The sequence below is a fragment of the Arthrobacter sp. NyZ413 genome (genome assembly GCF_049390645.1).
GTDB lineage: Bacteria > Actinomycetota > Actinomycetes > Actinomycetales > Micrococcaceae > Arthrobacter.
This window is the reverse complement of the sequence record NZ_CP155434.1, coordinates 3694378-3708497: the sequence shown is the minus strand read 5'-3', so window position 1 is coordinate 3708497 and position 14120 is coordinate 3694378. Positions and strand designations below refer to the sequence as shown.

Sequence of the window (14120 nt, the reverse complement as noted above, 5' to 3'; positions counted from 1 at the left end):
GGCGTGCTTCGTGTGACGCCCGGGTGTTAGTTTCCTGTAGCAACTACCTTATGCCATCCCGTGAGCCAGCGGACAGCAGCATTGCGTTGTGTGATGGGAGGCATTGGGGTGGGGGTGGGTTCGGGCGTTCACTTCGCCGCCCCCAGAGGAGCATGCTCATTTTTAGCCGTGAGCAGTGGACATAACCGGGTTATGTCCACTCGTTGGCTCGGGCGCGGAGCATGTCCAGTGGTGCGGGGTGCGTGGTGCGGGGTGCACGATGAGGAGCATGTCCAGTGGTGCGGGAAGGAACGCCCGGCTACGCGCCCACTACGTCCGGGCCGTCAGCGTCAGCAACACGGCTTCCGGCTTGCACGCGATCCTGACGGGCGCGAAGCGCGAGGTGCCGATGCCGCCCGAGACGTTTACCGGCGTCGTACGTCCATCGTTTTCCCAATCGTGGAGGCCCTTGGCGCGCCAGGTGGGGAGGTCGCAATTGGAGACGAGTGCACCATAGCCGGGGATGCAGATCTGGCCGCCGTGGGTGTGGCCGGCGAGGATGAGGTCCGCGGCATCGTTGGTGAAATGGTCGAGGACCCGCTGGTACGGGGCGTGAATGACGGCCACCCGCACGTGCGGGCGGGAGTCCTGGCCCGCTGTGCCCCGGGGCCAGCCTGAGTATCGTTCGCGATTGAGGTGGGGATCGTCCACGCCGGAGAAATCGAAACGGATTCCGTTGATCGGCAAGGACTGATGCCTGTTGGTGAGGTCGATCCAACCGGACATGCCGAACCCGGAACGCAGGCGCGGCCAATCGAGGGGCACAGGATTATCACTGACTCGTGAAGGGCCGCGGAAGTAGGCGGCAGGATTCTTGAAACGCGGTGCGAAGTAGTCGTTCGATCCCGGGACGAAAACCCCCGGGAACTCGAACAACGGCTTGAGCGCATCCAGGACCGGAATCACGGCGTGGGGGTGGCTGAGGTTGTCGCCCGTGTTCACCACGAGATCCGGCTCCAGCAAGGCGAGCGAACGCAGCCAGTCGGCCTTCTTTTTCTGGCCTGGAACGAAATGGATGTCACTCAGGTGCAGCAGCCGCAGCGGGGCGGAGCCCTCAGGGAGGATCGCCAGCGACTCTTCGCGCAGGACGAACTGGTTCTTCTCCCAAAGGCCGTAGGCAAGGCCCGCCGTTCCGGCGGCCGCGCCGAGTCCTGCGGCGACGGCAAAGCCGCGTCCGACGCTTCGGACGCGGCTTGCCAGTGAATCGAGGGCGGGCACGAGGACGTTAGCCATTCTTCTTGCCATTGCCATTGTCGCCATTCCCATTCCCGTTCCCGCTGGTGGGTTGGGTGCTCGGCTGGGTCGGCTGCGTGGTGGCCGGTGTGTTGTTATTCGGCGTGGTTGTCCGGTACCCGGGCGGATCCAGCAAGTTCGACGGCGGTGCCGGGAACGGGTTGGTTCCGTAAGCGGGTGCGATCTCGGACATGTACCTCGAGAACTGCGGACCGGCGATCATGTAACCGTCGATGCTGGGGTAGAACTTGCCATTGACCGTGATGTTTCGTCCCGGACGGAGCTGGCTGCCCAAGGGGTCACCGAACCAGCTGGCGGTCGCGAGGCCGCTGGTGTAGCCGACAACCCAAGTGGAACCGTTGCTGTCGTTGGTACCCGTCTTGGCGGCGATGGGGAAGGAGGTCTTGGTGGAGATCCTAGGTTGGATCAACGAACCCGAACCCTGGTTCAGGACTTCCTGCATCGCGTAAGCGACACCGTGGGCAACCTCCGGGGTGACGGCACTCTTGCAGTTGGGGGACTGTGCCGGCAGCTTCGCGCCCGTCTGGTCCGTCACCGAGGTAATCGCGATGGGCTCGCAGTACGTGCCGTTGTTGGCGAAGGTGGCCATTGCGCTCGCCATGGTGAGCGGAGCCGTCTGGGTGGAACCGATCAGGTTACCCAGCGTGGTCATTTGAACCTTGGGATTGGGATCAGTGATCTGTCCGCTGCCGTCCCGCGCGGGATTGCCACCGTGGATTCCGACGGCGTCCACGACCTTTTGGATGCCGCACAGGTCCAGCTGGGAAGCCGAGGCGAACGTGGCCGTGTTAATGGAGTTCATGAGGCCATACAGCACAGTCATGGGACGGTAGTAGCCGGCATCGGAGTTCTGCAGGTCGAATGTTCCGTTGCTGCTGTCGTACCAACCGTTGACGGGGGTAGAGCAGGTGTTCCGCCAAGGGAAGTTTTGCGGGTAGCGGCGAACGGCCGCATTGATGGTCGTGTTCATCGACTTGCCCTCATTGAGCCATTCGGCAAACGTGAAGGGTTTCATCGTGGATCCCGGCTGGAAACCGCCCAAGCCGTTGAGGTCGTTGCCCTTGGAATCAAGGACGTCGACGTTGAAGTTTTGTGTCTGGTCGAACTTCCCGGCTTGTGGCAGCCACACGGTGTTCTGTGCCATGGAAACGATCTTGCCGCTTCCAGGTTGCACCGAGACGATCGTGGCACCCCATTTGTCCGGGTTGTCTCCTGTTGTGCCATTGACCTGCGCCTGCGCTGCGTTCTGCGCCTTGGGGTCAAGGGTGGTCTGGATGGTGAGGCCGCCGCGGGAGACGCGGTTGATCCGCTCGTCCTGCGTGGCGCCATAGGCCGGGTTGTTGTACAGCAAGTGCAGCACGTAGTCACAGAAGTACGGGGCAGTCGTGGCGTAGGCACAACCCTGGAGCGGCTGCGTGACCTTCGTGGTCACCGGCGTCGCGATGGCGGCGTCGTAGTCCGCCTTCTTGATCTTTCCCTGGTCCAGCATGAGACCGAGTACGAGGTCGCGGCGCTGCTTCGCGTGGTCCGGGTTGGCGATGGGGTCGTAGTAGGACGGGCTGTTGACGACGCCGGCCAGCAGGGCAGCCTGCGGGAGGGTCAGGTCCTTGGCGGTGGTGCTGAAGAAGAACCGCGAGGCCGCTTCGATGCCGTAGGCGTCCTTATTGAAGAAGACGATGTTGAGGTAGCCCTCAAGGATCTGCTGCTTGGAGTATTTCTTCTCCAAGGCGATGGCCAGCTTCATTTCACGGAGCTTGTCGCCCACGCCCTTGTTGACGCCATTGAGCTTGACGTCAGCGGCCTTGTCCTGGGAAACCAGGGACTCGTTGATGACGTTGTTCACGTACTGCTGGGTAATGGTGGAAGCACCCTGCTTCTGGCCGCGCGCAGTGCTGACGATTGCACGCATGATGCCGGTAGCGTCGATGCCGCCGTGCTCGTAGAAGCGGCTGTCCTCAACCGAGACGATCGCGTCCTTGATGTACGGACTCATCTGGTCGAGGGAGACCCGCGTGCGGTTCTCCGAATAGATGGAAGCGATCTGGCTTCCATCCGCCGCGAGGATGGTGGTTGCCTGGCTGGGCGGGTTCACCGTGAGTTCCGCCGGCAGCGTGTCAAAGAACTGGATCGACCCACTCGCGGCACTGCCTGAGACGGCGGCCGCGGGGACGAGCAAGCCCGCCACGAGGACACCACAAATAGCGCTCACGCCAAGGAATCCGAGGATCTTTCCGAGGGTGGTGGCAGTGTCGAATATGGGGTTCCTACGAGTCACCATGTTCTCCACTTTACCGGCAAGGGCTAGGCTTTCTTTCATGACCAAATGGGAGTACGCGACGATTCCGCTCATCATTCATGCCACAAAGCAGATCCTCGACCAGTGGGGAGAGGACGGCTGGGAACTCGTCCAGGTCGTGCCGGGACCCGATGGAAACGGACTAGTTGCATATTTGAAGAGGGAGAAGCAGTAACAATGACAACCCCCGCAGAAGCCACCGCCGGCGCGGAAACCACCGCCCCCGCGTCCGCCGTCGAGCAGCGCCTCGCCGAGCTCGGACTGACCCTGCCCGGCGTCGCCGCACCGGTAGCCGCGTACGTTCCGGCCGTTGTCACGGGCAACCACGTGTACACCTCCGGACAATTGCCGTTCATTAACGGCAAGCTCGAATCAACGGGCAAGGTCTCGAGCGGCGACGAAGGGCTCTCGGACGAGCCCACTGTGTCTCCGGAAGACGCCCAGAAGTATGCGGCCATCTGCGCCGTGAACGCCCTGGCAGCGGTCAAGAGCGTCATCGGCGACCTCGACCGCATCACACGCATCGTCAAGGTCGTAGGTTTCGTGGCCTCCGATGCGTCCTTCACCGGCCAGCCCGGTGTCATTAATGGTGCCTCCGAGCTCCTCGGGCGTGTCTTTGGTGACAAAGGCCAGCACGCCCGTTCCGCCGTCGGAGTTGCAGTCCTTCCGCTCGATTCGCCCGTCGAGGTCGAGCTGATCGCTGAATTCAGCTAAGGAACCGGTTCACTCAATTGCCACAGCTAGCCCGACGCCTCTTCGCGTTGCCCCCTGAACTTGAAGGTGCGGCACGGAACTGGCTTAAGCTCGGCGAGGGGACTCCCAGCGCCGCGCGTTTTGCATCGTCTGTAGTTCTTCTCCGCGATTCGCCCGCCGGCTTGGAGACGTGGATGGGTTACCGTCCCGGGTCCTCGCCGTTGGGCGTGGTCGCTTTCCCAGGCGGCTCGCTGGACGCGTCCGACGACGACGCCCTCGGCTGGTTGGGCCCGTCGCCGCAGCATTGGGCTGAGGCCTTGGGAACGCCCGACGTCGGACTCGCCCGCCGCCACGTCGTGGGCGCCATCCGCGAACTGTTCGAGGAAACCGGCATTTTGTTGGCCGGACCGGACCTCTCCTCCACAGTTGAAGCGACGTCTACGCCCGAATGGATGAAAGTCCGCGAAGCTATTGCTGCCCAGGACAAGTCCCTCACCGACGTCTTGGCCAAGCGCGGCCTGTCACTCCGGACGGACCTGCTCAAGCCGCTCGTGAACTGGCTCAGTCCCGATTTCTCGCACCGGCGCTTCAACACCCGCTATTTTGCTGCGACGGTTCCCGTGAACCAGCAGCCGACGCTCTTGGAAAGCAAAGGTGTGTGGGGCCGCTGGGTCAGCGTTTCAACGATCATCGCCGAGCGCGGAACCACGGCCCTTGGCGACGAAATCGGCCAGGAAAACACCGTGGGCCTGCCTTTGGGCCAGCTCCTGGTGCCAGGCTCCGAGATCATGCTCGAAAAGATGGCCGCGGCCCAAGGCTGCATCGCGTACCTCAGCTACAAGCGCAAGCCGCACGTGTACCAGCCACGGCTTGTCGAAGAGGACGGGACGCTCATGCTCGAAGTCGAAGCTGCCCGGACCGTGTCAGGGGAGCCGCAGCGCGAACGCTGACGACACGGAAACTGCCCGGCGACGGGTGAGCCGCTCCGCGACGCGTGAGCTGCCCGGCGACGCGCAAACCGCCCGGCGACGCGTGAGCTGCCCGGCGACGCGCAAACCGCCTGGCGACGCGAGAAAGGCCTGGCGACACCGGAATTCCGGTGTCGCCAGGCCTTTTCTGCGTCGCTGGGAAAAATCCCTAGCGCGAGCGCTGGCGGAGGCGCTGCATATCCAGGATCACGACGGCGCGGGCTTCCAGGCGGAGCCAGCCGCGCTGGACGAACTCGGCGAGGGCCTTATTGACGGTTTCGCGCGAAGCGCCGACCAACTGGGCGAGTTCTTCCTGGGTGAGCTCGTGGGCGACCAGGACGCCGTCGGTCGCGGGACGGCCGAAGCGGTCGGCGAGGTCCAGGAGTGCCTTCGCAACGCGGCCCGGAACGTCCGAGAAGACGAGGTCCGAGAGGGAATCGTTGGTGCGGCGCAGGCGGCGGGCAAGTGCTTGCAGCAGCTGCGCGGAAACCTCGGGGCGGGTGCGCAGCAGGGCGTTGAGGCTTTCGTTCTTCAGGCCGGCGAGGCGCGTCTCCGAAACGGCCGTGGCCGTCGCGGTACGGGGGCTGGGGTCGAAGAGGGCCATTTCGCCGAAGAGCTCGCCCGGGCCGAGGATGGCAAGGAGGGACTCGCGGCCGTCCGGCGACGTACGGCCAAGCTTAACTTTGCCGGACACGATGAAGTAGAGCTGGTCACCCTGGTCGCCTTCGCGGAAAACAGATGCTCCGCGTGAGAGGTCCACCTCTGTGAGTTCGTCCGTCAGCAAGCGGAAAGCGTCGTCGTCAAGGGTGGCGAAGAGGGGTGCGCGGCGCAATACCTCGATGTCCATGTAATCTCCTGAGTAAAAGTTCGGCTGTGGCGCTTCAGCCATTGTTTCAGAATTTTGTCGAGTCTGTGACGTACTTGGCAGCTGAAACGCCCGAAAACACGCGGTATCAGCCCAAATTTGTGCAGTGACAGGGCCTGGAGCCGCTGTTCAGGCCGGCGTGCTCCCGGCTCGGGGTCGACTCCTCCCGCAAGGGAAGCTGTCAGACTCTGCACTTACAATTGGGGCTTACCCGGCTGTGAGGAGCTTTGGTGTTCGGCTTGACCATACTGGACCTGGCGTTGATTTTGACGCTGCTTTCCTACCTGATCTACGGACTGCGCAACGGCTTCTTGGTGACCCTTGGCGGCATTGCAGGCTTCGTCGCCGGTGCCGTGGCGGCGTTTATCGCGGTGCCCCTCGTCGGCGACTGGGTAAAAGACAGCGACTGGCGCCTGACGGCCATCATCGGTTCAGCCGTGCTCCTCATCGTCCTGGGACACGGCCTTGGCACATGGATCGGCCAAAAAGTCCGCAAAGCCGTACGCATCCAGCCGTTGAATGCCCTCGACCGCATTCTCGGCGGCGTAGTCAGCCTGGTGGTCGCGGCGCTCGTCATGTCCATGCTCGCCTTCAGCGTGGGCTCTTTGGGCGTGCCGTTCGTTTCACAGCAGCTCGCCGATTCGAAGGTGATCCGCTTCATCGACGCCCTTACCCCCACGCAGGTCAAGGCAGGCGTGGCGCAATTGCGGTCCACCTTCATGGGCAACGGGATTCCGCAGCTCATCGAAGGCATCGGACCGGTCGGTCCAGTGCAGGTCCCGAACACCGATACAGACACTCCCGCCCTCAATACGGCGGCCCGATCGGTCTTGAAGATCGCCGGCACCGCGTATCAGTGCGGCCAGAACCAGACCGGCTCCGGCTTCGTGGTTTCGCCGGGCCGTGTGATCACCAATGCGCACGTCGTCGCCGGCGTGCCGCAACCCGTCGTCGAAATCCCCGACGGCGGTGCGCTGCCTGGCCGTGTGGTTTACTTCGACAGCCAGCGGGACCTCGCAGTGCTCGCCGTTGACGGACTCCCGACGGCGCCCCTGTCCTTAAGCGGCGACCTTCCGGCTGGTTCGCAGGCGGCTTTCGCCGGTTATCCGCATGGTGGGCCATTCCAGTCCAAACCGGCCGCGGTGGAGGGCATCTCGACACTGTTGGTCCCCGATATTTACGGCGCGAACCCTTCGCCGGAGTCGGTCTATAAACTGGCAGGCGATGTGCAGCCAGGAAATTCCGGCGGGCCGCTCCTGACGACGCAAGGCCAGGTTGCCGGCGTCGTGTTCGCGAAGACGACTTCCAACGTCCAGGTGGGCTATGCCCTGACCATGGACGAGCTCTCTCCCGTGGCTGCCCAAGCCGGCTCCCTCAGCGCGCCGGTATCACCCGGGCAGTGCACCAAGAAATAGCATCCTCCAAGGAGCATGCTCATCGGTGCATTAGTTTCGGCTGAGGAGCATGCTCATTGTTGGGCGTATGGAGTGGACATAGTGCGTTTATGTCCACTCGTCGCGTTAAGGGATGGGCATGCTCGGTGGGGCGTAAGAAACGCCGGGCCGGCATGTAGCCCGATAGATTGGGGAGCATGACTGAAGCTCTCACTGCCAATGACGCCGGTCGCGGCACGATCCTTGTCCTCAACGGACCTAACTTGAACCTTTTGGGCACGCGTGAGCCGGAAAAGTACGGCACTTCCACCCTTGCCGACGTCGAACACCTTGCCATAACCGCGGCCGAGGCACACGGCTTCACGGTGGACTGCGTCCAGTCCAACCATGAGGGCGACCTTGTGGATGCCATCCACGGGGCGCGTGGAACGTCCGTGGGTATCGTCATTAACGCCGGGGCATACACTCACACTTCAGTGGCACTGCGTGACGCGATCGCAGCCGTGGAACTTCCCGCCGTCGAGGTCCACATCACCAACGTGCACCAGCGCGAGGAATTCCGCCACCACTCGTACCTCTCACCTGTCTGCACGGCAATCATCATCGGCGCGGGTGTCCAAGGCTACAAGCTGGCTATCGACTACTTGGCGAGCTCAGTCTAGAAATACGCCCCAACGCTTAGGAGCATGCCCATTTTTCACGGCATGCAGTGGACATATACGCATTATGTCCACTGCTCACGCCGAAAAATGAGCATGCTCCGCGGGTGCAGGGCAAGATGAGCATGCTCCCTGGTTGGAGGGAAGAATGGGCATGCTCCGTGGGGTGGGTTAGAGGGCGCGAAGCCTGAGCAGCAGCGCGTGCTCCGGGTTCAAGAGCGGCATCGGGAGCCCGACCTCTGCCAGGAAACGGCCACTCGCTTCGGCCCCGGATTCGAGCCATGCCGGCGGGTGGACCTGCGTGAACGTGTGCGCATAGTCGGCGTCGCCCGGAGCCGGGAAGATGGCCTCCACCCGGTACGAACGTTCCGGATCGAGCCCCGGTATGGCGACGCGCCCCGGTTGTTCGGCAAACGCGGTCCGGGTCCGGACGATCGCAAACAAGGCCGATGCGTCATCCTGGGCCACCACGCCGTGCAGCATCAAAGAGTCGTCGGGGACGTCGGCGCGGACCATGCGTCCACTGTGGATGAGTCCCCGGTGCACCTTATAGAGGCCGATGAACCGCTTGAGCTCCGCACGCTCGGCTCCCTGGACTTCCCGGATGTCCCATTCCATGCCGAAGTGCCCGAACAACGCGGTGATGGCACGGAAGGACAGATCGTGCGTGCGCGCCGTGGTGTGCGAAGTGGTGGGGCCGATATGCCCACCCACGAGTTCCGGTGGGACCACGACGCCGGTCCAGCGCTGGATGGTCTGGCGCTCAAGGGCGTCGTTGCAGTCCGATGCCCAGATCCTGTCCGTCCGCTCGAGGATGCCGAGGTCCACCCGCGCACCGCCGGAGGAGCAGCTTTCGATCTCCACGCCGGGGTGTGCCTTGCGGAGCTCGTCGAAGAGGCGGTATGCGGCGAGGGTCTGTTCGTGCACGGAGGCGCGGCCCGTGTGGCCGTGTTCGGCGAGGTCCCGGTTCTGGTCCCACTTGAGGTACTTGATGTTGTTTTCCCGCAGGAGCGTGTCCATGCGGTCGTAGATGTATTGCCACGCCGCGGGATTGACGAGGTCGATGACGTGCTGTTGGCGCCATTCGAGGGGCAGTCGGCCGCCGTCCTTGTGCGATTGGACCGCCGGACCCACCACCCATTCCGGATGCGCGCGAGCAACATCGGAATCCAGGTTGATCATCTCCGGTTCCACCCACAGCCCGAATTCCATGCCGTGGGAGTTGACCGATTCGATGAGTGGCGTCAATCCCTCGGGCCACAGCGTTTCATCGACGTACCAGTCGCCCAGCCCCGCGTGGTCGTTGCGGCGCCCGCGGAACCAGCCGTCGTCGAGCACGAATCGTTCCACGCCCAGTTCGGCGGCCGATTCCGCGAGCTCGATGAGGGTGTCCAGCTTGTGGTCGAAGTACACCGCTTCCCAAGTGTTGAGGACCACTGGGCGGGGTTTGCCTGCCGGGAGTCCCGTCGAGGCTGCGGGGAGGACGTGGTGCGGCCGGGAACGGAACCAGCTGTAGAAGGCCTCGCTGATGCCGTCCAGTCCGCGCTCGGAGTAAGCGGCAAACAATGCGGGTGTGGTGTAGCTTTCGCCGGGCTGCAGCACCACTTCGGCCGGGCCCAGGAGTTCGGAGCCGCCGATCATCGTGCGCCCGTCGCCGATGGTGTCGGCAAATTGTTCGTGGTTGCCGCTCCAGGCGAGGTGCGTGGCCCAGACCTTCCCGTGGCGGTTGCCGAATCCGGCGGTCCCGGCGGCGAACAGCAAGGAGGAATCGTGCCCGGTGCGGCCGTGGCGGCCGGTGCGGACCCAGGTGCCTTGCTGTACGGGACGGCATTGCGGGTGGCGTTCGCGGCACCACCGTCCGGTGAGGTCGAGGAGCTCGACGGCGGCGCGACCCACCGGGAGGGCGGTCGCCAGTTCGTCGAGCTGGAACGGGGTCGTGCCGTCGTTGACGGCTGAGTGCCGCATTTCGAGGAGCCCGTCAGGATGCAAGGTGAGCGTTGAGGTCACGGTGATCCCGGCGTCGGGATCTTTCTGGACAATCGCTGCAGAGGCGACGGCGGAACGGGGGTCGTGCTGGACGTCCACCACGCGGAGGCGGACGGAGAAGTCGAGTCCGGAGACGCCGTCGGAAATCCTGTGTCCGCGCAAGCCGGGACGTCCCAGCCAGGCGGAAGAAGCCTGCGGGATGAGGCCGGCCGGGACGGTTACGTCGACGGCGGAGTTGGGAATGGGCGCACCCAGGATGGCAAGGTCCGGGAGCTCGCTGCCGAGGTCCGCTCCCCAATGGATGACCTCGGCCTCTCCGTTGTTGAAGCTGACCACCAGGCTTGTGCCGGCGGAACGGAGGTGGAGCGGTTCCATGGGTTAATCACTTTCGAGGAGTCGTTGCGTTGTGGAGGAATGGAAAGTCCGGGTGCCGCGGTCAAAGGAGGGAAGCGGCGACACCCGGACCGGTACGGTGCCTGCAGCGTGAAGAACTTGCTGTCAGGATAGCGGGGACCTGGCGGCGGCGGGACTCCCGCCAGGGCCTATGTGGAAAACGGTCCTATTTCGAGAACAGTGCGTTGACTTGGTCGTTTGCTGCCGTGAGGGAGCTCGCCGGGGCCTTGCCTGCGATGACCGCGTCCATTGCGGGCTTCATGATGCCTGAGACCTTTGCCGCGTTGTCGGTGATGGGGAGCAGGAAGGTGGTGCCGTTCTTGACGTGTTCGGTGAACGGCGTGACGTCGATGCCCTTGGCCTTGAAAGCCGCGGCGGCCTTGTCGCTGGCGGTCTTGATGGCGGGGAACACCACGCCCTTCGAGGCCACCACGTCCTGGCACTTGGAGGAAGCGAGGTATTCAACCCACTTGATGGAGGCATCCTTCTTCTTGGTGCCTGCCCAGATGGAGTCGGCCAGGCCGTTGGTCATGGACGCGTTCTTGCCGTCCACGCCGGTCGGGGTCGGGGCGATTCCGACGTCAACGCCCTTGTAGCTGGTGTACTGGCCGATCATCCAGTCACCGTTGGAGTTGATCGCGGCCTTGCCTGCGCCGAAGCTGTCCGCGGCGTTTGCGCCCACCGTGGTCTCGAGCTTGGGCATGTAGCCCTTCTGGGCCAGGCTGGCCCACCAGGCGATGGTGTCCTGGAGGCGCTTGTCGTCGTAGTTGAAGTGCGAACCCCAAGGAGTTTTGTCCGTGGTGGTCCAACCCGTGGTGGCGGAAAGGAAGCTCCACTGGGTCTGTCCGGCGTTTTCGGCGTCGGAACCTGGCAGGCCGAGGCCGTAGACTGCGACGTTGTTCTTGTCGAAGCCGGCCTCGTCGCCGCGCTTGCCGTTTTTGTCCACTGTCAGGTGGGCGATGGCTTTCTCGTAGGTTCCACCATCCTGCGGGTTCCAGGTGAGGGAAGCCATCTGCTCCGGCGTGATGCCGGCGTCGGAAGCCATCTTCTTGTTGTAGAACAGGGCCACGGTATCCCAGTCCTTGGGAAGGCCATAACGCTTGCCGTCCTGGCCGACCCAGAGGTCCGCGAGGCCCGGGTTGTACTGGGTCAGGTCGATCTTGTCGTTGGTGACGGCGTCATCCAAGGGAACGAGCTGCTTGGTCTTGATGAAGTCCGGGTACTTGGACAAGTGGTCGGTAAACACGTCGGGCGCTGTGCCGGAGGCCATGCCGTTGGTGATCTTGCCCCAGTAGTCGTCCCAGCCTGTCTGGGTGATCTTGACCGTGATGTCCGGGTTGGCCTTGTGGAAGTCGTCGGCGCATTGCTGGTAGGCCGGGAGTTGGTTGGCGTCCCAGAGCCAGTAGCTGATTTCGCCCTTGCCCGAGTCCGCGCTGCTTCCGCCTCCGCTCCCACATGCGGAGAGGGCGATGGCGGCCACAGCGGCGGCCGCGACGGCGCCGAGTGCTTTCTTCTTCATGGTTTGTCCTTTCGGGACATGGTGGGGTGGGGTCCGGGCGGGTGCCGGGCCGTGATGGGGGTGGGTAATGAGGGGGGCGGACGTGAAGCGCCGCGGGGGTTACTTGGATCCGTTGAAGCCGATGGAGTTGACGATCTTCTTGCCGAAAATCGCGAAGAGGATCAGGACAGGCGTGGCCGAGACGAGGGTTGCCGCCATGAGGCCGGACCAGTCGGGAGCGCCTTGCGGCGACTGGGACTTGAAGACACCCAAGCCCACTGTCAGAACGCGCGATTCTTCCGAGGACCCGACCAGGAGCGGCCAGAAGTACTCGTTCCACTGGCCCATGAACGTGAGGAGGGCGAGGGTTGCGATGGGAGCGGCCGCGTTCGGCATGACCACTTGGAAGAAGATCCGGAAGTGCTTCGCGCCGTCGAGCATCGCGGCTTCTTCGACCTCGCGGGACATGTTGAGGAAGAACTGGCGCATGAAGAAGATCGCGAAGGGGGTCATGAACAGGTACGGCAGTACGAGCCCGAGCATCGTGTTGAGCAGGCCGAGGTTCTTGATGAGGAGGAAGTTCGGCAGCGCCGTGAAGATCGGCGGGACCAGCATGGTGCCAAGGAAGAGGGAGAAGACGCCGTCGCGGCCCTTCCAGCGCAAGCGGGAGAAGGCGTAGGCGGCCATCGAGCTGAAGAACACCGCTCCCGCCGTGGTGATGCTGGCGAAGAGGAATGAGTTCAGCAGGTATTGCCAAAAGTTGATCGAGGCTCCCGATCCGCCCTCGGCAATGGCTTGGGACGGGCTCTGGAGGCCGAAGACCCGCTCGAAGGCGCCGAGGTTGAAGTCGGCGGGCAACAGGCTGGCTGAGTTGGCGGCCAGGGAGCCGTTGGTGGAGAGGGCTGTCCGGAGGACCCAGTAGAAGGGCAGGACGCTCACTGCGATCGCGAGTGCGAGGAGGACCCAGGCGCAGGCGCGGCCCCAGGTGAGGGGACGCTTCCGGGCGGCGGGGCGGTTCCCGGTGAAAGGACGACGGCGGGTGGCCGCCTTGGGGGAGGAAACGGTGGTCATGGCGGGGTGTCCTTAATCCAGGTCGGACTGGTTGCCGCGGAGGAACTTCATCTGGATGAAGGCCACGATCGCGAGGATGAGGAAGAGGATGACGGCTAGTGCGGAGCCGTAGCCGAAGTCTTGCTCTGCGAAGGCCCGCTGGTAGATGTAGTACTGGAGCACCCGGGTTGCGTTGACCGGTCCGCCCTGGGTGGTGACTGCGACTGTGTCGAAGACCTGGAACGAACCGATGACGGTTACCACGAGCACAAGGACGAGCACGGGCCGCAGGAGTGGAAGGGTGATCCGCCAGAACGTGCTGAATCCCTTTGAACCATCGATGCTGGCGGCCTCATAGACGTTGTTGGGGATTGCCTGCAGGCCGGCGAAGATCAGCAGCGCCGTATAGCCCATGTGGCGCCAGGTGTTGATGAGGGCTTGGGTGGGGATGGCCCATTCCTCGCTTCCGAAGAAGGCCACCCGGGGGAGTCCGAGCCATTCGATGACTTGGTTGACGATGCCGATCTGGTAGTCGAGCATCCAGAACCACAGCAGGGCGGCGATGACATTCGCCATGAGGTAGGGCAGGAGCAGGGCTCCGCGGACAAGCATGGACTTCGCGACCCGATGCATGAGGAGCGCCAGCCCGAGGGCGAGGACTGTCTGGAGCACGATGTTGATCACGACGTATTCGGTCGTGACCCCCAGGGCGTTCCAGAAAAGCGGGTCCTTGGCGATCTGCTCGTAGTTCTTGGTCCCGATCCAGTCGGGGTCGCCGAGGATGCTGTACTCGGTGAAGCTGAGGTAGATCCCCCGGATGGTGGGGACGAGGTAGAAAAGCACAAAACCGATCAAGGCCGGGGCGATGAAGAGCAACGCGACTTTGAGGTCCCCGACGCCGCGGAAGGCGGCGGCGGGTTTCCGCTTCCTGGTTTTCCGCGGTTCCCCGGCTGAAAGCCCAGGGTCAGGCTGTTTGGTGAGCGTGGTCATCTTCGACCCTTCCTTGGTGTGACTTGGCTAACATC

General features: G+C 63.6%; 12 protein-coding genes. 5 read left to right on the top strand and 7 right to left on the bottom strand.

Annotated features, from left to right (window positions below; all coding sequences use genetic code 11):
- Window positions 1–309 precede the first annotated feature (309 nt).
- The gene (locus tag ABCW42_RS17310; RefSeq protein WP_423182343.1) at window positions 310–1272 is read right to left on the bottom strand and encodes a metallophosphoesterase; all 963 of its coding nucleotides are present in this window, start codon (window positions 1270–1272) and stop codon (window positions 310–312) included.
- Window positions 1265–3571: a transglycosylase domain-containing protein gene (locus tag ABCW42_RS17305; RefSeq protein WP_423182342.1), complete on the bottom strand. Its 2307-nt coding sequence runs from the start codon at window positions 3569–3571 to the stop codon at window positions 1265–1267. The genes ABCW42_RS17310 and ABCW42_RS17305 overlap by 8 nt, the downstream gene beginning before the upstream one ends.
- A 37-nt stretch (window positions 3572–3608) precedes the next feature.
- Between ABCW42_RS17305 and ABCW42_RS17300 the strand changes: the two genes are divergently transcribed.
- Genes ABCW42_RS17300 through ABCW42_RS17290 form a run of 3 tightly spaced genes read left to right on the top strand, consistent with a single transcriptional unit; the run spans window position 3609 to window position 5232 of the window.
- Window positions 3609–3764, top strand: a complete 156-nt coding sequence (locus tag ABCW42_RS17300) for a DUF4177 domain-containing protein (protein WP_009359196.1) — start codon at window positions 3609–3611, stop codon at window positions 3762–3764.
- Between the two features lie 2 nt (window positions 3765–3766).
- A complete protein-coding gene (locus ABCW42_RS17295; RefSeq protein WP_423182341.1) occupies window positions 3767–4303 on the top strand; it encodes a RidA family protein in 537 nt (178 codons plus the stop codon).
- Between the two features lie 17 nt (window positions 4304–4320).
- A complete protein-coding gene (locus ABCW42_RS17290; RefSeq protein WP_423182340.1) occupies window positions 4321–5232 on the top strand; it encodes an NUDIX hydrolase in 912 nt (303 codons plus the stop codon).
- A 187-nt stretch (window positions 5233–5419) separates the two neighbouring features.
- On the opposite strand, the gene ABCW42_RS17285 is transcribed toward ABCW42_RS17290, so the two are convergent.
- The gene (locus tag ABCW42_RS17285) at window positions 5420–6097 is read right to left on the bottom strand and encodes a Crp/Fnr family transcriptional regulator (RefSeq protein ID WP_011775987.1); all 678 of its coding nucleotides are present in this window, start codon (window positions 6095–6097) and stop codon (window positions 5420–5422) included.
- A gap of 248 nt (window positions 6098–6345) precedes the next feature.
- Between ABCW42_RS17285 and ABCW42_RS17280 the strand changes: the two genes are divergently transcribed.
- Both ABCW42_RS17280 and aroQ read left to right on the top strand, forming a co-directional pair.
- Complete coding sequence (locus ABCW42_RS17280; protein ID WP_423182339.1) at window positions 6346–7530, top strand: MarP family serine protease; 1185 nt, start codon at window positions 6346–6348, stop codon at window positions 7528–7530.
- A 176-nt stretch (window positions 7531–7706) separates the two neighbouring features.
- Entirely contained in the window at window positions 7707–8171 is a 465-nt protein-coding gene (gene aroQ, locus ABCW42_RS17275; protein WP_423182338.1) for a type II 3-dehydroquinate dehydratase, read from the top strand.
- 168 nt (window positions 8172–8339) lie between these two features.
- Here the strand turns inward: aroQ and ABCW42_RS17270 are convergent, their stop codons facing one another.
- From ABCW42_RS17270 to ABCW42_RS17255, 4 genes are all read right to left on the bottom strand, one after another.
- Entirely contained in the window at window positions 8340–10529 is a 2190-nt protein-coding gene (locus ABCW42_RS17270) for an alpha-galactosidase (RefSeq protein ID WP_423182337.1), read from the bottom strand.
- 184 nt (window positions 10530–10713) lie between these two features.
- Window positions 10714–12066 carry an ABC transporter substrate-binding protein gene (locus tag ABCW42_RS17265; protein ID WP_423182336.1) on the bottom strand — a complete coding sequence of 451 codons (1353 nt, stop codon included), beginning with the start codon at window positions 12064–12066 and terminating at the stop codon, window positions 10714–10716.
- Window positions 12067–12165: 99 nt separating this feature from the next.
- Window positions 12166–13116: a carbohydrate ABC transporter permease gene (locus ABCW42_RS17260; RefSeq protein WP_423182335.1), complete on the bottom strand. Its 951-nt coding sequence runs from the start codon at window positions 13114–13116 to the stop codon at window positions 12166–12168.
- A 12-nt stretch (window positions 13117–13128) separates the two neighbouring features.
- Entirely contained in the window at window positions 13129–14085 is a 957-nt protein-coding gene (locus ABCW42_RS17255) for a carbohydrate ABC transporter permease (protein WP_423182334.1), read from the bottom strand.
- Window positions 14086–14120 lie beyond the last annotated feature (35 nt).